General features: G+C 62.5%; 13 protein-coding genes. 12 read left to right on the top strand and 1 reads right to left on the bottom strand.

What is annotated here, in order from left to right:
* The first annotated feature begins 116 nt into the window (after window positions 1–116).
* The 8 genes from rpoB to ACX80X_RS09815 all read left to right on the top strand — a co-directional run bounded on the left by rpoB (window position 117) and on the right by ACX80X_RS09815 (window position 17,072).
* A complete protein-coding gene (rpoB, locus tag ACX80X_RS09850; protein ID WP_058931713.1) occupies window positions 117–3,626 on the top strand; it encodes a DNA-directed RNA polymerase subunit beta in 3,510 nt (1,169 codons plus the stop codon).
* A 118-nt stretch (window positions 3,627–3,744) separates the two neighbouring features.
* Window positions 3,745–7,644 carry a DNA-directed RNA polymerase subunit beta' gene (locus ACX80X_RS09845; protein WP_104062633.1) on the top strand — a complete coding sequence of 1,300 codons (3,900 nt, stop codon included), beginning with the start codon at window positions 3,745–3,747 and terminating at the stop codon, window positions 7,642–7,644.
* A gap of 333 nt (window positions 7,645–7,977) precedes the next feature.
* Window positions 7,978–8,352, top strand: a complete 375-nt coding sequence (gene rpsL, locus ACX80X_RS09840; RefSeq protein ID WP_011692814.1) for a 30S ribosomal protein S12 — start codon at window positions 7,978–7,980, stop codon at window positions 8,350–8,352.
* A gap of 1 nt (window position 8,353) precedes the next feature.
* On the top strand, window positions 8,354–8,824 hold the full coding sequence (rpsG, locus tag ACX80X_RS09835; protein ID WP_011692813.1) for a 30S ribosomal protein S7: 471 nt from the start codon (window positions 8,354–8,356) through the stop codon (window positions 8,822–8,824).
* A 69-nt stretch (window positions 8,825–8,893) separates the two neighbouring features.
* Complete coding sequence (gene fusA / locus ACX80X_RS09830) at window positions 8,894–11,008, top strand: elongation factor G (RefSeq protein WP_058931715.1); 2,115 nt, start codon at window positions 8,894–8,896, stop codon at window positions 11,006–11,008.
* Between the two features lie 262 nt (window positions 11,009–11,270).
* Window positions 11,271–12,461 carry an elongation factor Tu gene (tuf, locus tag ACX80X_RS09825; protein ID WP_058931716.1) on the top strand — a complete coding sequence of 397 codons (1,191 nt, stop codon included), beginning with the start codon at window positions 11,271–11,273 and terminating at the stop codon, window positions 12,459–12,461.
* Window positions 12,462–12,617: 156 nt separating this feature from the next.
* Entirely contained in the window at window positions 12,618–16,916 is a 4,299-nt protein-coding gene (locus ACX80X_RS09820; RefSeq protein WP_459311880.1) for a hypothetical protein, read from the top strand.
* A gap of 30 nt (window positions 16,917–16,946) precedes the next feature.
* Window positions 16,947–17,072: a hypothetical protein gene (locus ACX80X_RS09815; RefSeq protein ID WP_256468624.1), complete on the top strand. Its 126-nt coding sequence runs from the start codon at window positions 16,947–16,949 to the stop codon at window positions 17,070–17,072.
* 42 nt (window positions 17,073–17,114) lie between these two features.
* Here ACX80X_RS09815 and ACX80X_RS09810 read toward each other — a convergent pair whose 3' ends face one another.
* Complete coding sequence (locus tag ACX80X_RS09810; protein WP_252608631.1) at window positions 17,115–18,566, bottom strand: GH1 family beta-glucosidase; 1,452 nt, start codon at window positions 18,564–18,566, stop codon at window positions 17,115–17,117.
* Window positions 18,567–19,001: 435 nt separating this feature from the next.
* On the opposite strand from ACX80X_RS09810, the gene rpsJ reads away from it, so the two are divergent.
* The 4 genes from rpsJ to rplW are packed head-to-tail and all read left to right on the top strand — an operon-like array spanning window position 19,002 to window position 20,908.
* Entirely contained in the window at window positions 19,002–19,310 is a 309-nt protein-coding gene (rpsJ, locus tag ACX80X_RS09805; RefSeq protein WP_024366135.1) for a 30S ribosomal protein S10, read from the top strand.
* A 17-nt stretch (window positions 19,311–19,327) separates the two neighbouring features.
* On the top strand, window positions 19,328–19,978 hold the full coding sequence (gene rplC / locus ACX80X_RS09800) for a 50S ribosomal protein L3 (protein ID WP_056344391.1): 651 nt from the start codon (window positions 19,328–19,330) through the stop codon (window positions 19,976–19,978).
* A 4-nt stretch (window positions 19,979–19,982) separates the two neighbouring features.
* Window positions 19,983–20,606, top strand: coding sequence for a 50S ribosomal protein L4 (gene rplD, locus ACX80X_RS09795; protein ID WP_056344389.1), 624 nt, complete (start codon window positions 19,983–19,985; stop codon window positions 20,604–20,606).
* A complete protein-coding gene (gene rplW, locus ACX80X_RS09790; protein WP_018773664.1) occupies window positions 20,603–20,908 on the top strand; it encodes a 50S ribosomal protein L23 in 306 nt (101 codons plus the stop codon). Before rplD ends, rplW begins: the two co-directional genes overlap by 4 nt.
* Window positions 20,909–20,925: the final 17 nt, after the last annotated feature.

The following is a 20,925-nucleotide window of genomic DNA, read 5'->3' as shown; positions in this document are numbered from 1 at the left end:
GAAAGCCCCGGCCCGGGTCATATAGCGGAACCGGATGGTAGCACTGCGGAGTCATTCCGCAGGGTGCACAGCGGGGGAGATCTGAAAACGCCTGAAGGTCTGTGGAAGGATCCCTCTTGGTCGCCTCGAGCACCTCTAATAACGAAACCGCTAACACCGCCGACAGCACTGATGGTGCCACTCGCCGGCTCTCATTCGCAAAGATTCACGAACCGCTGGACGTTCCGAATCTCCTTGCCCTGCAGACGGACAGCTTCGACTGGCTGGTCGGAAACGAACGCTGGCAGGCGCGCGTAGCGAAGGCCGTCGAAGAAAACGATCTCAGCGTCGCCACCTCGTCCGGACTGTCGGACATCTTTGAAGAGATCTCCCCGATCGAGGACTTCCAGGGCACCATGTCCCTGAGCTTCTCCGATCCGGAGTTCGCTGACCCGAAGTACACCATGGCCGAGTGCAAGGACCGGGACGCAACGTACTCGGCACCGCTGTACGTCAAGGCCGAGTTCATGAACAACAACACGGGCGAAATCAAGCAGCAGACCGTGTTCATGGGCGACTTCCCCCTCATGACGGAGAAGGGCACCTTCGTCGTCAACGGCACCGAGCGTGTGGTCGTCTCCCAGCTGGTCCGTTCACCGGGCGCCTACTTTGAGCGCACCGCCGACAAGACCAGTGACAAGGACATCTTCACTGCCAAGATCATCCCGTCCCGCGGTGCATGGTTTGAACTCGAAATCGACAAGCGCGACCAGGTCGGCGTTCGCCTCGACCGCAAGCGCAAGCAGTCCGTCACCGTTCTGCTGAAGGCCCTCGGCTGGACCGAAGGCCAGATCCTCGAAGAGTTCGGCCAGTACGACTCCATGCGTGCAACGCTGGAGAAGGACGCCACCGAGACCCGCGAAGACGCGTTGCTGGACATCTACCGGAAGCTGCGACCGGGCGAGCCGCCCACAGTCGAGGCTGCCCAGTCACTCCTGGACAACCTGTACTTCAACTCCAAGCGCTACGATCTGGCCAAGGTTGGCCGTTACAAGATCAACCGCAAGCTTGGCATCGACCGCTCCCTTGGCGACAAGGAAGCTTCTGTCCTGCACGTTGAAGACATCGTGGCCATGATCAAGTTCCTGGTTGCCCTGCACGCCGGCGAGAAGACCCTCACCGGCAAGCGCGACGGCCAGGACCACGAGCTGCGCGTTGAGATCGATGACATCGACCACTTCGGCAACCGTCGTATCCGCGCCGTCGGCGAGCTCATCGAGAACCAGGTCCGCACCGGCCTGTCCCGTATGGAGCGCGTTGTCCGCGAGCGGATGACCACCCAGGACGTCGAGGCCATCACGCCGCAGACACTGATCAACATCCGCCCTGTTGTTGCAGCCATCAAGGAGTTCTTCGGAACTTCCCAGCTGTCACAGTTCATGGACCAGAACAACCCGCTCTCGGGTCTGACCCACAAGCGCCGTCTGTCCGCGCTTGGCCCGGGTGGTCTGTCCCGTGACCGCGCAGGCATGGAAGTTCGAGACGTTCACCCGTCCCACTACGGACGTATGTGCCCCATCGAAACCCCTGAAGGCCCGAACATTGGTCTGATCGGTTCGCTGGCATCCTACGGCCGCATCAACCCGTTCGGCTTCATCGAGACTCCTTACCGTCTCGTCGCTGAAGGCGTTGTCTCCGACGAGGTCCAGTACCTCACGGCCGACGACGAGGCAGAGGTCCTGATCGCCCAGGCCAACGCTCCGCTGGATGAGAACAAGAAGTTCGCCGAAGAGACCGTCCTGGTCCGCGCCCGTGGTGGTGGAGGCGAGCCTGTGCTCGTTCCCGCCGGCGAGGTCGAGTTCATGGACGTTTCCCCGCGCCAGATGGTGTCCGTGGCTACCGCCCTGATCCCGTTCCTCGAGCATGACGATGCTAACCGCGCACTCATGGGTGCCAACATGCAGCGCCAGGCCGTGCCGCTGGTCCGTTCCGAGGCCCCGTTCGTGGGTACCGGCATGGAGCGCGCCGCAGCCGTCGACGCCGGTGATGTCACCATTGCGAAGAAGGCCGGTGTGGTTACCGAGGTCTCCGCTGAGCTCGTCATTATGCTCAACGACGACGGTACGGAAACCAACTACCGCATCAACAAGTTCGCACGCTCCAACCAGGGCAACTGCTACAACAACCGTGTCCTGGTGAACGAAGGCCAGCGCCTCGAGGTCGGCGGCATCATCGCCGACGGTCCGGCAACGGACCAGGGCGAACTCGCCCTCGGTAAGAACCTGCTCGTGGCATTCATGTCATGGGAAGGCCACAACTTCGAGGACGCCATCATCCTCTCGCAGCGCATTGTTGCCGAGGACGTTCTTTCCTCCATCCACATCGAGGAGCACGAGATCGATGCCCGCGACACCAAGCTTGGTGCCGAGGAAATCACCCGTGACATCCCCAACGTGTCCGAGGAAGTCCTGGCAGGCCTGGACGAGCGCGGTATCATCCACATCGGTGCCGAAGTTGAAGCCGGCGACATCCTGGTCGGAAAGGTCACCCCGAAGGGTGAAACCGAACTGACCCCGGAAGAACGCCTGCTGCGTGCCATCTTCGGTGAAAAGTCCCGCGAAGTGCGCGACACCTCCCTGAAGGTTCCGCACGGCGAGTCCGGCACCGTCATCGGCGTCCGCGTCTTCGACCGCGACAACGACGACGAACTGCCCCCGGGCGTGAACCAGCTGGTGCGCGTCTACGTGGCCGCCAAGCGCAAGATCACCGACGGCGACAAGCTCGCCGGCCGTCACGGCAACAAGGGCGTTATCTCCAAGATCCTCCCGATCGAGGACATGCCCTTCCTCGCCGACGGTACCCCCGTTGATATTGTCCTGAACCCGCTGGGTGTTCCGGGCCGTATGAACGTCGGCCAGGTGCTGGAAACGCACCTCGGCTGGGTTGCCAAGACCGGTTGGAAGATCGAAGGCGAGCCCGAGTGGATGAAGCAGCTGCCGAACCTGCCGCGCGAGAGTGGCCAGACCACTGTTGCAACGCCGGTGTTCGATGGCGCCCGTGAAGAGGAAATCACGGGTCTGCTGGACTCCACCAACGTCACCCGCGACGGCGACCGCCTGATCAACTCCTCAGGCAAGACCCGCCTCTTCGACGGCCGCTCCGGCGAGCCGTTCCCGGATCCGATCTCGGTCGGCTACATGTACATCCTGAAGCTCCACCACCTGGTGGACGACAAGATCCACGCCCGTTCCACTGGCCCGTACTCCATGATCACGCAGCAGCCGCTGGGTGGTAAGGCACAGTTCGGTGGCCAGCGCTTCGGTGAGATGGAAGTGTGGGCGCTGGAAGCTTATGGCGCCGCGTACACGCTCCAGGAACTCCTCACCATCAAGTCGGATGATATCCACGGTCGTGTCAAGGTCTACGAAGCAATCGTCAAGGGCGAGAACATCCCCGAGCCGGGCGTTCCTGAGTCCTTCAAGGTCTTGATCAAGGAAATGCAGTCGCTGTGCCTGAACGTGGAAGTACTCTCCACGGACGGAACCACAATTGAAATGCGTGACTCTGATGACGCAGTCTTCACGGCTGCGGAAGAACTGGGCATCGATCTGTCTCGTGCAGAGCCCAGTTCCGTAGAAGAGGTTTAGCAGGTTGATGTCTTGGGAAAAGCAGTCGGCCCGCCGGCTGTCTATTCCCAGGGCATGACCTCCCTCTTCCCGTAACCAAGACTTCAGAATTTAGAGAACAAGAGAGAACAGGGACCATATGTCCAGCGAATCCTCCTTCGGCCTCATGCAGATCGGCCTCGCCACCGCGGATGACATCCGTGGCTGGTCTTACGGCGAGGTTAAGAAGCCGGAAACCATCAACTACCGCACGCTCAAGCCCGAGAAGGACGGCCTCTTCTGCGAGAAGATCTTCGGCCCTTCCCGCGACTGGGAATGCTACTGCGGTAAGTACAAGCGTGTGCGCTTCAAGGGCATCATCTGCGAGCGGTGTGGCGTTGAAGTCACCCGTGCGAAGGTCCGCCGTGAGCGCATGGGCCACATCGAGCTGGCCGCCCCGGTCACGCACATCTGGTACTTCAAGGGTGTTCCGTCCCGCCTGGGCTACCTCCTTGACCTGGCACCGAAGGACCTCGAAAAGGTCATCTACTTCGCTGCCTACATGATCACCAGCGTCGACGCCGACAGCCGCCACGAGGAACTGCCCAACCTGCAGGTTGAGCACGACATCGAGAAGAAGCAGCTGATCGACAACCGCGACTCCGACATCGCCACGATCGCCCGTGACCTCGAAAACGAGATCGCGCGCCTCGAAGGTGAAGGTGCCAAGGCTGCCGACAAGAAGAAGGCCCGCGACTCCGCGGACCGTCAGATGGCCAACGTGCGTAAGCGTGCCGACGCCGAGATCGAGCGGCTCGAGCAGGTCTGGGACCGTTTCAAGAACCTGAAGGTCGCAGACCTCGAAGGCGACGAAGGCCTCTACCGCGAGCTGCGCGACCGCTACGGCATGTACTTCGAAGGCTCCATGGGTGCCGAAGCGATCAAGAAGCGTCTTGAGAACTTCGACATGCAGGCCGAGTCTGACCTGCTGCGCGACATCATCGCCAACGGCAAGGGCCAGCGCAAGACCCGCGCCCTGAAGCGCCTGAAGGTGGTCAACGCGTTCCTGACCACCAACAACAGCCCGCTCGGCATGGTGTTGGACGCCGTCCCGGTGATCCCGCCGGAACTGCGCCCGATGGTCCAGCTGGACGGTGGCCGCTTCGCGACCTCCGACCTCAACGACCTCTACCGTCGTGTGATCAACCGCAACAACCGCCTCAAGCGCCTGCTTGACCTCGGTGCCCCGGAGATCATCGTCAACAACGAGAAGCGCATGCTTCAGGAAGCTGTTGACAGCCTCTTCGACAACGGCCGTCGCGGCCGTCCGGTCACCGGTCCTGGCAACCGTCCGCTGAAGTCCCTGAGCGACATGCTCAAGGGCAAGCAGGGCCGTTTCCGCCAGAACCTCCTCGGCAAGCGCGTTGACTACTCCGGCCGTTCGGTCATCGTCGTCGGCCCGCAGCTGAAGCTGCACCAGTGTGGTCTGCCCAAGCAGATGGCACTGGAGCTCTTCAAGCCGTTCGTGATGAAGCGCCTGGTTGACCTCAACCACGCACAGAACATCAAGTCGGCCAAGCGCATGGTTGAGCGTTACCGTCCGCAGGTCTGGGACGTGCTGGAAGAGATCATCACCGAACACCCGGTGCTGCTCAACCGTGCACCCACCCTGCACCGCCTTGGCATCCAGGCTTTCGAACCGCAGCTTGTTGAAGGTAAGGCAATCCAGCTCCACCCGCTGGTTTGTGGCGCCTTCAACGCTGACTTCGACGGCGACCAGATGGCAGTCCACCTGCCGCTGAGCCCCGAGGCCCAGGCCGAGGCACGCATCCTGATGCTGTCCTCGAACAACATCCTGAAGCCGTCCGACGGCCGTCCGGTCACCCTGCCTTCGCAGGATATGATCATCGGTCTTTACCACCTGACCACCAAGCGTGTCGGTTCAGCTGGCGAAGGACGCGTCTTCTCCTCGGTTGCCGAAGCCATCATGGCCTACGACCTCCGCGAGCTGCACCTGAACTCGCAGGTCAGGATCCGTCTCGAAGGCTTCGTTCCGTACGCGGGCTGGGAAGCTCCGGAAGGCTGGGAAGCCGGCCAGCCGGTGATCGTCCAGACCTCCCTGGGACAGGTCATCTTCAACCAGACGCTGCCGGCGGATTACCCGTGGGTTGAGAACGTTGCGGACAAGGGCGAACTGTCCACGATCGTCAACGATCTCGCCGAGCGCTACCCGAAGGTGGTCACGGCGGCAACGCTGGACAACCTGAAGGATGCCGGTTTCTACTGGGCCACCCGCTCAGGCGTTACAGTCGCCATCTCGGACATCGAGGTACCCAAGGACAAGCCGCGGATCCTCGCCGGCTACGAAACCATGGCTGCCAAGATCCAGGGCCAGTACGACAAGGGCCTGATCGACGACGACGAGCGTCGCCAGGAACTGATCGAGATCTGGAACAAGGCAACCAACGAGATCGCCCAGGTGATGCGTGACAACCTGTCGCCGATGAACACCATCAACCGCATGGTGTCCTCCGGTGCACGTGGTAACTGGATGCAGGTCCGTCAGATCGCGGGTATCCGTGGCCTGGTGGCCAACCCTAAGGGTGAAATCATCCCGCGTCCCATCAAGTCCTCCTACCGCGAGGGCCTGTCGGTGCTGGAATACTTCATCGCCACGCACGGTGCCCGTAAGGGTCTGGCTGACACCGCGCTGCGTACCGCCAACTCGGGTTACCTGACCCGTCGTCTGGTGGACGTGTCGCAGGACGTCATCGTTCGCGAAGAGGACTGCGGCACCGAGCGCGGCCTGGTCACGGCAATCGCCGTGCCGGACGCCAACGGCGAGCTGGTCCTGGACGAGAACGTCGAGAACAGCGCCTACGCTCGTACGCTCGCTGTTGATGTTGTGGACTCCAAGGGCAATGTCCTTGCGGCCGGCGGCACCGACTGCGGCGACGTCGTTATCGCTGAGCTGTTCGCAGCCGGCATCACCGAGGTCAAGGTCCGCTCAGTACTCACCTGTGAGTCCAGCGTCGGCACCTGCGCCCTGTGCTACGGCCGTTCACTGGCCACCGGCAAGACCGTGGACATCGGCGAGGCCGTCGGCATCATCGCCGCACAGTCGATCGGTGAGCCCGGTACCCAGCTGACCATGCGTACGTTCCACACCGGTGGTGCTGTTTCCGCCAGCGGTGGCGACGACATCACCCAGGGTCTGCCCCGTATCCAGGAGCTCTTCGAAGCCCGTACTCCGAAGGGTGTCGCACCGATTGCTGAAGCAGCCGGCCGCATCGCCATCGAAGAGTCCGAGCGTCAGATGCGCCTGGTCATCACTCCGGATGACGGCTCTGAAGAGATCGCCTACCCGGTACTGCGCCGTTCACGCCTCCTCATTGAGGACGGCGAGCACGTCACAGTGGGCCAGAAGCTCATCAACGGTCCGGTGGATCCCAAGCAGGTTCTGCGCATCATGGGTCCCCGTGCTGCGCAGAAGTTCCTGGTGGACGAGGTCCAGGGCGTGTACCGCAGCCAGGGCATCGGTATTCACGACAAGCACGTCGAGGTTATCGTTCGCCAGATGCTGCGCCGCGTCACGGTCATCGAGTCCGGCGAATCGGATCTGCTCCCCGGCGAGCTCGCCGAGCGCAGCCGCTTCGAGGAGGCCAACCGCCGCGTTGTGTCCGAGGGCAAGACTCCGGCTTCCGGACGTCCTGAGCTCATGGGCATCACGAAGGCGTCCCTGGCCACCGAGTCCTGGCTGTCGGCAGCTTCCTTCCAGGAGACCACCCGCGTCCTGACGCAGGCGGCCATGGAAGGCAAGAGCGACCCGCTGCTCGGCCTCAAGGAGAACGTCATCATCGGTAAGCTGATCCCGGCCGGCACGGGTCTCCCGCGCTACACCGAGGTCACCGTGGAGCCCACTGAGGAAGCGAAGGCCAACCTGTTCACCGGCCCCAGCGCCTTCAGTGACTTCTCGTACGACTCCCTGGGCGGCGACGGAGCTCCTGAGTTCCACGCCATCCCGCTGGATGACTACGATCTCGGCAACGATTTCCGCTAGTCGATTGCATTGAAAGGCCCCGCTTCCACTCTGTGGAGGCGGGGCCTTTCGTCTACACCCGATTAAGGGCCCGGGTCCAGCCGTGCTAAACTTTGTGTAATTGTTCTGTGTGGCAGTGGATGAAGGCCGCCGCAGCATCATTTTGGTTTTGTTCTCATGATGCTGGGTGGAGCTTGTTTCCGGGTTGCGGGTAAGGTGCGCAACGAATGCCACGCTTTTGCACGCCTACGCAAGTTTCCAGAGGCCGCAGCTGCAAGGAGCAACGCCAAACCATTGTGTTCAGGCTGGCGCCTGAGCGTGAAGGTAGAGATCAAACCAACGGAGAACACGAGAGTGCCTACGATTAACCAGCTGGTCCGCAAGGGCCGCACGCCTAAGGTCAAAAAGACCAAGGCTCCCGCGCTTAACGGCAGCCCGATGCGCCGCGGTGTTTGCACCCGCGTTTACACCACCACCCCCAAGAAGCCGAACTCGGCTCTTCGTAAGGTTGCACGTGTGCGCCTCAACGGTGGCGTTGAAGTTACCGCTTACATCCCCGGTGTAGGCCACAACCTGCAGGAGCACTCCATTGTGCTCGTTCGCGGCGGTCGCGTGAAGGACCTCCCCGGCGTTCGTTACAAGATCGTCCGTGGCGCCCTCGATACCCAGGGTGTGAAGAACCGTAAGCAGGCACGCAGCCGTTACGGCGCAAAGATGGAGAAGAAGTAATATGCCTCGCAAGGGTCCGGCCCCCAAGCGGCCGCTCGTACTAGATCCCGTTTACGGCTCCCCGCTGGTTACCCAGCTGATCAACAAGGTGCTGGTTGACGGTAAGAAGTCCACCGCAGAGCGCATTGTTTACGGTGCCCTCGAAGGCGCCCGCGCCAAGTCCGGCGGCGACCCCGTAGCAGCCCTCAAGAAGGCCATGGAGAACGTCAAGCCTTCACTTGAGGTCCGCTCACGCCGCGTCGGTGGCGCTACCTACCAGGTTCCGGTTGAGGTCAAGCCGGGCCGCTCCACCGCCCTCGCCCTGCGTTGGCTGGTTGGCTACTCCAAGGCCCGCCGTGAAAAGACCATGACCGAGCGCCTCCAGAACGAAATCCTGGATGCCTCCAACGGTCTCGGTGCCGCTGTCAAGCGTCGCGAAGACACCCACAAGATGGCCGAGTCCAACAAGGCCTTCGCACACTACCGCTGGTAATACTTCCCGGACGCCGCCGGCTCGACTGAGCCGGCGGCGAACGCGTAGTCCATCCGAAAGGGAGACACCGTGGCACAGGACGTGCTTACAGACCTTAGTAAGGTCCGCAACATCGGCATCATGGCCCACATCGATGCTGGCAAGACCACCACCACCGAGCGCATTCTGTTCTACACAGGTGTGAACCACAAGATCGGCGAAACGCACGACGGCGCTTCGACGACTGACTGGATGGAACAGGAAAAGGAACGCGGCATCACCATCACGTCTGCCGCCGTGACCTGCTTCTGGGACAACAACCAGATCAACATCATTGACACCCCCGGCCACGTTGACTTCACCGTTGAGGTTGAGCGCTCACTGCGCGTCCTCGACGGCGCCGTTGCCGTGTTCGATGGTAAGGAAGGTGTCGAGCCCCAGTCTGAGACCGTTTGGCGCCAGGCTGACAAGTACAACGTTCCGCGCATCTGCTTCGTCAACAAGATGGACAAGCTCGGCGCTGACTTCTACTACACGGTAGACACCATCATCAGCCGCCTCGGTGCCAAGCCGCTCGTTATGCAGCTGCCGATCGGTGCCGAGAACGACTTCGTCGGTGTTGTCGACATCCTGGAAATGCGCGCGCTGGTCTGGCCGGGCGACTCCAAGGGTGACGTCACCATGGGTGCCAAGTACGAGGTCCAGGAGATCCCCGCGGATCTGCTGGAGAAGGCCAAGGAATACCGGGCTGCCCTCGTTGAGACGGTGGCTGACGCTACCGAAGAGCTCATGGAGAAGTACCTCGAAGGTGAAGAACTCACCGTCGAGGAGCTCAAGGCCGGCATCCGCAAGATGACGATCAACTCTGAGCTCTACCCGGTCTTCTGTGGCTCCGCGTTCAAGAACCGCGGCGTTCAGCCGATGCTTGACGCCGTGGTTGACTACCTGCCCAACCCGCTCGACGTCCCGCCGATGATCGGTCACGATCCTCGCGACGAAGAGAAGGAACTCACGCGCGCGCCTTCCTCCGAGGAGCCGTTCTCGGCTCTGGCGTTCAAGATTGCTGCGCACCCCTTCTTCGGCCAGCTCACCTTCATCCGCGTGTACTCCGGTCACGTCGAAGCGGGTGCTCAGGTGGTCAACTCCACCAAGGGCAAGAAGGAGCGCATCGGCAAGCTGTTCCAGATGCACGCCAACAAGGAAATGCCCGTTGAGGGCGCTACCGCCGGCCACATCTACGCAGCGATCGGGCTGAAGGACACCACCACGGGTGACACCCTGTGTGACTCCAGCAACCAGATCGTCCTCGAGTCCATGAGCTTCCCGGAGCCCGTGATCTCGGTTGCCATCGAACCGAACACGAAGGGTGACCAGGAGAAGCTCTCACTGGCTATCCAGAAGCTCTCCGCTGAGGACCCGACCTTCCAGGTCTCCCTCAACGAGGACACCGGCCAGACCATCATCGCCGGCATGGGCGAGCTCCACCTGGACATCCTGGTGGACCGCATGCGCCGCGAGTTCAAGGTCGAGGCCAACGTCGGCAAGCCGCAGGTCGCTTACCGCGAAACCATCAAGAATGTTGTTGCGCGTCACGACTACACGCACAAGAAGCAGACCGGTGGTTCTGGCCAGTTCGCAAAGATCCAGATTGCGATCGGGCCGCTGGACACTTCCGAGGGCGAGCTGTACGAGTTCGAGAACAAGGTCACTGGTGGCCGTATTCCGCGCGAATACATCCCGTCGGTTGACGCCGGTATCCAGGATGCACTGAACGACGGCGTCCTGGCCGGTTACCCGGTTGTTGGCATCAAGGCGACGCTGATTGACGGCGCCTACCACGATGTTGACTCTTCGGAAATGGCGTTCAAGATCGCCGGCCGTATGGCTTTCAAGGAAGCCGCACGCAAGGCGAACCCCATCCTGCTCGAACCGCTGATGGATGTAGAGGTCCGCACCCCTGAGGAATACATGGGTGAAGTAATCGGTGACCTCAACTCCCGCCGTGGCCAGATGCAGTCCATGGAAGATGCACAGGGTGTCAAGGTCATCCGTGCGCACGTCCCGCTGTCCGGCATGTTCGGCTACATCGGTGACCTGCGTTCCAAGACCCAGGGCCGCGCTGTGTACTCCATGACGTTCCACAGCTACGCCGAGGTCCCGAAGGCATTTGCCGACGAGATCATCCAGAAGAACCGCGGCGAGTAGTCTTCCGACTTTCGCAGCAAAAAACTCGGGTGCGTTTCCGGTTGACGGAAGCTCACCTGGTGCAGGTGGCCGGGTCCCGGCTGGATGCAGTCCGGTCAAGCCGGGCCCTGGTCATCTGCACGAACAGGCTCGAGGGACTAGTATTAGTTCCTGAATCTGCAATTTCACCAATCCAAAGCCCCCCAAGTAGACTTGCCTGAGTTTCTGCCGCGATAAGCGCGGTTGAAGGGTAAGTCATTTGAAAACGTTCTAGGAGGAACCTGTGGCAAAGGCAAAGTTCGAGCGGACTAAGCCGCACGTCAACATCGGCACCATTGGTCACGTTGACCACGGTAAGACGACGCTGACTGCCGCCATTTCCAAGGTGCTGTACGACAAGTACCCGACTCTCAACGAGCAGCGCGACTTCGCGTCGATTGACTCTGCTCCGGAAGAGCGCCAGCGTGGTATCACGATCAACATTTCCCACGTTGAGTACCAGACCGAGAAGCGCCACTACGCACACGTAGACGCTCCGGGTCACGCTGACTACATCAAGAACATGATCACCGGTGCTGCACAGATGGACGGTGCAATCCTCGTGGTTGCCGCCACTGACGGCCCGATGGCTCAGACCCGCGAGCACGTTCTGCTTGCCCGCCAGGTTGGCGTTCCCTACCTGCTGGTTGCGCTGAACAAGTCGGACATGGTTGACGACGAAGAGCTGTTGGACCTCGTTGAAATGGAAGTTCGTGAGCTGCTTTCGGCTCAGGGCTTCGATGGCGATGAGGCTCCGGTTGTTCGCGTTTCCGGTCTGAAGGCCCTCGAAGGCGACCCCATCTGGGTCAAGTCCGTCGAGGACCTCATGGCAGCTGTCGACGAGTCCGTTCCGGACCCCGTACGTGACCGTGACAAGCCGTTCCTGATGCCGATCGAAGATGTCTTCACGATCACCGGCCGTGGCACCGTTGTAACGGGCCGCGCCGAGCGTGGAACCCTCGCCATCAACTCCGAGGTCGAGATCGTCGGCATCCGCCCGATCCAGAAGACCACGGTTACCGGTATCGAGATGTTCCACAAGCAGCTCGACGAAGCATGGGCCGGCGAGAACTGTGGCCTCCTGCTCCGCGGTCTGAAGCGTGATGACGTAGAGCGTGGCCAGGTTGTCGTCAAGCCGGGTTCCATTACCCCGCACACCGACTTCGAGGCGAACGTCTACATCCTCTCCAAGGACGAAGGTGGACGTCACAACCCGTTCTACTCCAACTACCGCCCGCAGTTCTACTTCCGCACCACGGACGTAACCGGCGTTATCACCCTGCCGGAAGGCACGGAAATGGTTATGCCTGGCGACAACACTGAGATGACCGTTGCGCTCATCCAGCCCATCGCCATGGAAGAGGGCCTCGGCTTCGCTATCCGCGAAGGCGGCCGCACCGTTGGTTCAGGACGCGTTACCAAGATCATCAAGTAATTTACCTGCTGGTTACGGAGCCGATGGCCGTCTGACGGCCTGACGCAAAGTTTGGAACAGCCCCGCTGCTAGTGCAGCGGGGCTGTTCTTTGCTACGATTAATCCACTCAATGGATTAATCGTGCAGGCAGGCCTGCCCTTTGGAAAGGGATCGCCGTGAGGGACGAAGAATATGAAGCGGGGTACCGCGCCGGTCACCTTCAGGGGTGGCTTGACGCCGTGGCCAAGCTTCAGGCGTCCGGCCAGCCAAGTCCGGGGGCCACGCAATCGCCAAGTTCTGCCGACGCCGACTCACGGCTGGGGGAGGGCCCGCCCCTGGGGCAGCGTACGACGGCGGCAGCCAGCAGTGTGCCCACGCCGGCCACGCCAGTGCCCGCCGACGTCAGCATCTCCCTGGTGTCGGCGTCGCCTTTGGCGCCCTTATCGTCGCCGTCGCCCACCGCGTCGGTGCCACCGAGGATTCCGCCGCAGTCTCCGGCCGCCTCGTTCCAGACATTTCCGGAGACACCGGCTGAGCGCCAGGCCCGCCGTGAAAAGCGTGACCGGCAGAACATCAACATCACGCTGTACGTGGCCAGCCTGCTGCTGGTGGCTGCCGCAGCACTCTTCATCGGCACCAGCCTTCCGCCCATGTTGCGCTTTGCCGGCGTCTGCGCGGTCACGGCGCTTTTCTATGGCGCGGGATTTGTACTGCACGCCCGGGTCCCGCGGCTGAAGCCTGCTGCCGTGGCGTTCACCGGTACCGGGCTTGCCCTGGTTCCTGTGACCGGGCTGGCACTGTACAACTTCGCATTGCATCACGGCCCGTCCGCCTGGCTGATCACGTCGCTGATCGGTACCGCGGCTTATGTTGCGGCGGCGGTCCGGCTGGAGAGCAGGGTTCTCGTGTACCTTTCCTTCACGTTTGTGGCCTCCACAGCGTTCTCCGGCGTTTCAATCGTGGGTGGCGCGCTCGTCTGGTATTTCGCTGCGCTCATAGCCGTCGCCGTGCTGCTAACTGGCATTGCCCTTGCCCGGCCGCGTTGGCTGCCGCCGGTGTATATCAGGCCGCTGATGGTCCTGCACCCGTTGGTGGTTCCGGCCGTTGCCGTCGCCGCGACCTGCGTGCCGTTGCACTTGGACAAAGCTGAGTACGCGCTGGTCATCGGCATGTGCGGAGTCTATTTTGCCCTTATGGCCGCTGTTCCGGGGCGGTTCCGGCTGATCAACTTCTATGCGGCACGGGCCGCCCTGACTGTAGCTGCCGCCGTCGAGATGTGGCACCTGACCGGCCGGGGGACCGATGCCCTGCTCGCCGCCGGCGTACTGTTCGCCGCCCAGGCAGTGGGGCTGGCGTTCCTGTCGGCCAGGCTGACGGGCTGGTTTCGCCAGCAGCAGGCAGGCTCGTCCGCCGCCGGCAACAGCCCAAACGCCGCTGGAGAACGCTGGCAGGTTGATGCCCGGGCGACGTTTGCTCTGCAACTCGCTGCCGCCACGGCGTTCAGCGTTCAGGAGACCGCTGTCGGCTTCTTCCGCGCTATGGACGGCTACGGTTCAGTCGCAGCGGGTATTACGGTGCCGCTGTGGGTGCCGGTGGCATTATCGTTGGCCACGGGCATGGTACTGGCAGCCAAGTGGGCCGGCCGGGCCGAATGGGCGCCAGTGGCCGCACTGGTCTTGGCCGGCATAGTTTCGCCTTCGATGGGCGCGTGGCCGCTCGCCGGAATGCTGCTCGCCGCGGCCGGCTTCTGGGCGATCCGGGGGGTTTTCGCGGCAGGTGATTTCCGCGGCCGGTTGGTTCTGGGGTCCCGGTTGGCCCTTACCTGCGCGGTCCCCGTAACTGTCGCGGCCGTGATGGATGACGGCCCCGGGCGGGCCGAGGCGTCCGTGTTCGCGCTGTTGCTGGCACTCGTGTGCCAGCAACTCCTGACGGCGCTGCTGGAACGCGCGGGCGTGCGGACGTTTGCGCCGGAGGCAACCTTGGGCGTCTTCGGTGCCGGGGGTGCACTGGTTCTGGTCGGGATGCCGTTCATTGAGACCTCGCCGGACTACGGCCTGACAGCCGTCTGCGTGATCATCCAGCTTGCTGCCGCTTTTGTCATCGGAGCCGTGGTGGTTCCACGGCCGGCTACGGAACCGGACTGGGTTGCAACGGTGTGGGAGGCCTTGCCGCTGGGTATGTCCGTGGTCGCCGCGACGGTCGCGTTCCAAGCCGTTTCACAAGGCGCCGGGAACCTGGCGTTGTTGTTGGTGGTTGCATATCTGCTCATCACTGCGGTTCGTCTGCCCCTGCGCCAACACCGCTGGGCCTACTGGTGGTTCGCCAGGGCGGCAGCCACCGTACTTGCCCTGACAGCTTTTCACCAGCTGCGGCGGGACGGCGGCCCGGTGGTCATCGCGGACGAAGTGGTCCACCCGGCAACGGTCCTGGTGACCGTGCTGGCACTCCAGCTGTGCTTTCCGCTGGTGGCTGCCGTCCGCCGTCGTGCTCCCCGCGGGATTCTTGCTGACGCAGGCGCAGTGCTCCTTCTCCAGTTGGCCGGCATTGCCAGCCTCTTGCAGTCAGGTTCCGCAGACTGGCAGGAAACGTACGCTGCAGGACTCGTGGCCCTAGGCGCGGCGGCCTCGGGGTACTTCCTTCGCAGAGTGGCGGGTGCAGTCTGGTTGGCTCCGTTTGCATTTGTTGTGCTGCTGGTCTTCAGCGATGGCGATCTACTTCGGGTGGAACTGATCCTGGGTATCTTCGCGGTCTACTCCACGCTGATGGTGGTGGCAGAGCAACGGCGGGCCAGGAAGGGCTGGTACTTTGTGGCGGCCCGCGTGCTGACGGCAGGCCTCGCGGTGGTCCTCAGCTACGACGTCACCGCCTCGCCCACAGTGGTTTCGGTGACCTTTGCCCTGGTGCTCGCGGCCCAGCATGCCGTCCGCTGGGTGATGCGCTCACGGCTGGCTGACATCCCTTTCCAGCAGGCTGCAGTCTGGATCACCCTGGCCGGGCAGGCATTGCTGCCGCTGGTCTACGTGACGAGGCCGGGCGGCGTCGGGCTGCTGGCGCAGGACGACGACGGCGGCCGCTGGGTGGTGTTGCTGGAACTGCTGTTGCTGCTGGTCTCTGCTGTGGTGGCCAGGAGACTCTTCAGTGCCTACGGAGCCCGTTACTTCGCTGTGTATACGGCACTGTTCGGCGTCCTCGCCCTGGGCCCGCTGTTCACGTTCGACGGGACGTTCCTTGTGACCGCGGTGCTGAGCCACACCGGCACTGCCGTGACGCTGCTGGGTGGTGCGCTGCTTGCAACCGCTGCCGGCATCCTGCGGCACCGGCAGAACGCCGGCCGGCAGAACGGGCTTACTCAGAACGGGCTCACTCAGAGCGGGCATGAGCAGAATGGTCACCAACAGACCGCTGGCGACGCGGACGTCGAGCACTGGCTCTGGCTGGTTACCGCCGGCTCGTTTGCCGGTGTTGGGCTGCTGATCTCGCCGTTGGCGGCCGACTGGGTGACGGGAGCGGCTGTCCTGGTCCTGTCAGCCGTGTGCTTTACCGCGTCGCATATCGAGGATCTGCCGGTGCTGTATCCGCCGGCAGCCGTGGCCGCGCTCGGCGGGTCCGTCGCCTTGGCGGCGGAGGCGTATCAGGATGTCCCCGGCGTCTGGGACGGATTCCTGCCATGGCTGACCGGCGCGGGCGTGGCTTCGGCCGCCCTTTATGCCGTGCGGCTCATGCGCAGCGGCCCGTTGCAGGCCGAGCCGGTGCGTCGTTGGTCGCTTGCCGGTGCGGCGTTCCTCGGCCTCGTGCTGGTGGTCTTCGTCGGAATCCGGCACGATGCAACGTCCTGGACGGCGGCCGCCGTGCTGGCCGCCGCCATCGGGGTGTCCTACAGGGAGGCACCCGCAAGGGCGCGACGGATCGCCCTCGAAGTGGGTGCGTTGCTCCTCACCGTAGCCATCCAGCGCGCTGCCATCTTCGAACTGGACGCGCCTGAGGATCGCACGGGCCGGCTATTGACCGATCTTCCCAGTCCCTTCTGGGTTGTCCAGTGGTACGTGGTCCTGGCCGCTGTCCTCGGTGGCTTGCGCTACTTCGCCGGCAACCAAGCTGCCGGCCGGTTCCTGGTGGGCGCGGCCTCTGCGTTGCTCTCGCTGAGCGGCCTGGGCATAGTGTTCGGCGGGAACGCTGGGCAGCAGCTGTGGGTCCTGGTGCTCCTCGCCCTGCTGCTCATGGCAGGCCTTGGACTGGGGGAACGGCTCTTCGTCTGGTGGGGCGCGGCAGGGGTGGCCGCCTGCATTCTGTGGGCCATGCGGCAGTACACGTTCCTGCTGTTGGCGTTCATCGCTGTGGGGCTGATCGTCTTTGCCGTCTGGCGGCTGAACCGTGGAACGGCCGGTCAGGCGCCGGAGGCGGGACCAGAGGTGACCCCGGGTCCTGAGTCCAGCCCGCCGTCCCACGACCGCAGGGAACCTTCCCGCCGGCACTGATACTGTTGCTGACAGCGAGAGGAGTACATCATGGAATGGCTGATTTTTCTGATCATCGTGGTCGCCGTGGTCGCCGGAGTTTTCTGGGCCAAGAAGCATTTCCGCACCGAGATTGACCGCGCCAAGCGCATCAACCGGGCAAACAAGGACAAGTAGCAAGGCCACTGGGCCTCAGCCGGCAGGAGTGTTCGCCGGTGTTCAGCCGGGCTGGCCTTCGCCGGCCAGTGATTTCCGCGCCTGACTGAGCGCCCGGTACCAGTAGAACGATTCCTTGGGTGTGCGCTCCAGGGTGTCGAAATCCACGTGCACCAGGCCGAAGCGCTGTGAATACCCCGCGGCCCATTCAAAGTTGTCCATCAGGGTCCAGACGTAGTACCCGCGGAGGTCCACGTCGTGGGCAATTCCGCCCGGAGCCGTCGCCTCCAGGGCGTGCCGCAAGTGGCCCGCGATGTAATCGATCCGCTGCTGGTCTTGGACGGGGCCGGTGACATGCTCGGGTTCAGGGAAGCTGGCACCGCTTTCGGTGATGTAGATCGGCGGCAAGGCATCCCCGTAGCGGTCCTTCAGCTCGCGCAGCAGGAATCCCAGGTGCTCCGGAGCCACCGGCCAGCCGAAGCCTGTGGTGCCGTACTCGTCGAACGGCATCTGGTGGGCAGGTATCCGGACCATGGCTTCCGCTGGCACCGTAAGGTCTTCGCCGGTGCCCTGCCCGGCTGCTACCTTCACGGGCTGGTAGTAGTTCACGCCGTAGAAGTCCACGGGCTGATGGATGGTGCGCAGATCGGCGTCGGAAATCTTGCCGAACGACGGCAGCCACGGCTTGGCAAACCGCAAGGAGCGGGGGTACCGGCCCAGGAGGACCGGATCGGCATAGATCCGGTTCAGCATAATGTCGAAGACTTTCGCAGCGGCCCTGTCGGCAATTTTCCGCGTTGCCGGCTGGACGGGGGAATGCAGGTTGGTCACGCCAATTCCGCCGCGGACCCCTTCCGCCCGCAGTGCCTGGGTGGCCATGCCATGCGCCAGCAGTTGATGGTGGACAGCAGGAAAGGCATCAAAGAGGAGATCCCGTCCGGGGGCATGGACGCCCAGCGCATAGCCGTTGAGGACTACCGAGGCTGGTTCGTTGAGGGTTACCCACTTGTCTACGCGATCACCAAAACGCCGGCCGGCCTCGCCTGCGTACTCAGCGAAGCGTTCGGCGGTGGCCCTGTTCATCCAGCCGCCACGGTGCTCCAAGGGCAGTGGCGTATCCCAGTGGTAGAGGGTGGCCATGGGGGAGATGCCGGCTTCGAGCAGCTGGTCGATCAGGCGGTCGTAGAAGTCCAGGCCCTGTTTGTTGAATGCACCGCGGCCGTCCGGCTGGATCCGCGGCCAGGAGATGGAAAAGCGGTAGGAATCCACGCCGAGGTCCCGCATCAGAGCCACATCTTCGGGCGAGCGGTTGTAGTGGTCGCAGGCCACTGCTGGGGAGTGTCCATCGATGATGGCGCCGGGTTTCTCCGCGAAGGCGTCCCAACCGGAGGGACCCCGTCCGTCAGCGGAGAGGGATCCTTCGATCTGGAAGGCGGCCGCGGCAACACCGAGGGTAAACGAGCTGGGCAGTCGGTCGGCCAGATCCTGGACGGAAACGTCATTTTCGACGGTCATTCCCCCATCATCCATTCGGATGTTGCCGAAGGCAATGACCACAGGCCGTGCAGGGCCCGAATGCGCACTGGGCCGGAGGGGGGAGGTGTCAGCCTGCAGATTCGCTTCTGGGCATAATATCCGGCATACTAGATGAGTTGTTCAAGCGCTTCTTCGTGTCCCGATCCGGATAATGCCGGGTGTCAGGGTCCAAGTGGAAGCCCAAACATAACCCACTCCCCATGGAACTGCGGATTTGTATGCGTGCTAAGCGCGACACGCCCGACCGCGGGGGTCGGTTACGTCGGCAGGCTGAGGAACCCGGATTCATCCGGATTCAGCTTGTGCGGCGGGTGGTAGTTCAGACTTCAAATGCTTCGGCAGCCACATGCAACAAGAAAGTGAACAGAGCAGCCCTCACCGGGAGCAGCACTAACTGAAAGAGAGTCAGGCGACATGGCGGGACAAAAAATCCGCATCCGGCTGAAGTCATATGACCACGAGGTCATTGACTCTTCAGCACGGAAGATCGTTGAGACGGTCACGCGCGCAGGCGCAACGGTAGTTGGCCCCGTGCCGCTGCCGACGGAGAAGAACATTTACTGTGTTATCCGCTCTCCGCACAAGTACAAGGACAGCCGCGAGCACTTTGAAATGCGCACGCACAAGCGTCTTATCGACATCATCGATCCCACGCCGAAGGCTGTTGATTCGCTTATGCGTCTCGACCTGCCGGCCGACGTGAACATCGAAATCAAGCTGTAGGGAGGTGCTGAGAGACTATGACCGCAACCCGTAACGTAAAGGGCCTGCTGGGCACGAAGCTCGGCATGACCCAGGTCTGGGACGAGAACAACAAGCTCATCCCCGTCACTGTGGTCCAGGCAGATTCGAACGTCATCACGCAGCTGCGCAACGCAGACACTGATGGCTACGTAGCTGTTCAGATCGGCTACGGCCAGATCGATCCCCGCAAGGTCACCAAGCCGCTGGCTGGTCACTTTGAAAAGGCAGGCGTCACGCCTCGCCGCCACGTCGTCGAACTGCGCACTGCAGATGCTGACACTTATGAGCTGGGCCAGGAGCTTTCTGTTGAGCTCTTCGAAGCCGGCCAGAAGATCGACGTTATCGGCACCACCAAGGGTAAGGGCTTCGCCGGTGTTATGAAGCGTCACGGCTTCCACGGTGCTCCCGCCTCACACGGTGCTCACAAGAACCACCGTAAGCCCGGTTCAATCGGTGGCGCATCCACCCCGAGCCGCGTCTTCAAGGGCATGAAAATGGCCGGCCGCATGGGCGCCGTTCGTCACACCACGCTGAACCTCACGGTTCACGCAGTTGACGTCGAGAAGTCGCTGCTCCTGATCAAGGGTGCCGTCCCCGGCGCCCGCGGCCAGGTCGTACTCGTACGCACCGCCGTGAAGGGAGCCTAGTTCAATGACTAGCACTGTCAAGGTTGACCTGCCTGCAGAGATCTTCGATGTTCAGACCAACGTGCCGCTGCTGCACCAGGTCGTCGTAGCCCAGCTCGCTGCTGCTCGCCAGGGTACCCACAAAACCAAGACCCGCGCCGAAGTTTCCGGTGCAGGTCGCAAGCCGTTCAAGCAGAAGGGCACCGGCCGCGCCCGTCAGGGTTCAATCCGTGCTCCTCACATGACCGGTGGTGGCGTAGTCCACGGTCCCACACCGCGTGACTACAGCCAGCGCACCCCCAAGAAGATGATTGCTGCTGCACTGCGCGGCGCACTCTCTGACCGGGCACGCAACGGACGCATCCACGTTGTTGCCGAACTGGTGGAGGGCACCAAGCCGTCCGTCAAGAACGCACTGGCAACGCTGCGCGGAGTTTCCGAGCGCAAGAACCTGCTGGTTGTCATCGAGCGCGCCAACGATGTTGCAGCACTTTCCGTGCGCAACCTCGCCGGTGTTCACGTTCTGTACGCAGACCAGCTGAACACCTACGACGTACTCGTCTCTGACGACGTTGTCTTCACCAAGGCTGCCTACGAAGCATTCGTTGCTGACCGGGCAGTAGCAAAGAACGAGGAGGATGCCAAGTGAGTGCAGCCACCATCAAAGACCCGCGCGACGTCGTGCTTGCACCCGTCGTATCGGAAAAAAGCTACGGCCTGATCGATGAGGGCAAGTACACCTTCCTGGTGGACCCCCGCTCGAACAAGACCGAGATCAAGCTGGCCGTGGAGAAGATTTTCTCCGTCAAGGTCGAATCGATCAACACCATCAACCGTGCCGGTAAGCGCAAGCGCACCAAATTCGGATGGGGTACCCGCAAGAACACCAAGCGTGCAATTGTGAGCCTCAAAGAAGGCACCATCGACATCTTCGGCGGTCCGCTCTCGTAGCGGAGACCACTTTAACG

It is taken from the genome of Pseudarthrobacter sp. MDT3-1 (assembly GCF_054510755.1).
The sequence above is the reverse complement of the archived record's forward strand: the minus strand, read 5'-3'. Positions and strand labels throughout refer to the sequence as shown.

Excerpts from the sequence above, each read along its gene's own strand:
- ACX80X_RS09845 (WP_104062633.1), top strand. The coding sequence starts at position 3,745 with ATGTCCAGCGAATCCTCCTTCGGCCTCATGCAGATCGGCCTCGCCACC.
- rpsG (WP_011692813.1), top strand. The coding sequence starts at position 8,354 with ATGCCTCGCAAGGGTCCGGCCCCCAAGCGGCCGCTCGTACTAGATCCC.
- ACX80X_RS09815 (WP_256468624.1), top strand. The coding sequence starts at position 16,947 with ATGGAATGGCTGATTTTTCTGATCATCGTGGTCGCCGTGGTCGCCGGA.
- ACX80X_RS09810 (WP_252608631.1), bottom strand. The coding sequence starts at position 18,566 with ATGACCGTCGAAAATGACGTTTCCGTCCAGGATCTGGCCGACCGACTG.
- rpsJ (WP_024366135.1), top strand. The coding sequence starts at position 19,002 with ATGGCGGGACAAAAAATCCGCATCCGGCTGAAGTCATATGACCACGAG.
- rplC (WP_056344391.1), top strand. The coding sequence starts at position 19,328 with ATGACCGCAACCCGTAACGTAAAGGGCCTGCTGGGCACGAAGCTCGGC.
- rplD (WP_056344389.1), top strand. The coding sequence starts at position 19,983 with ATGACTAGCACTGTCAAGGTTGACCTGCCTGCAGAGATCTTCGATGTT.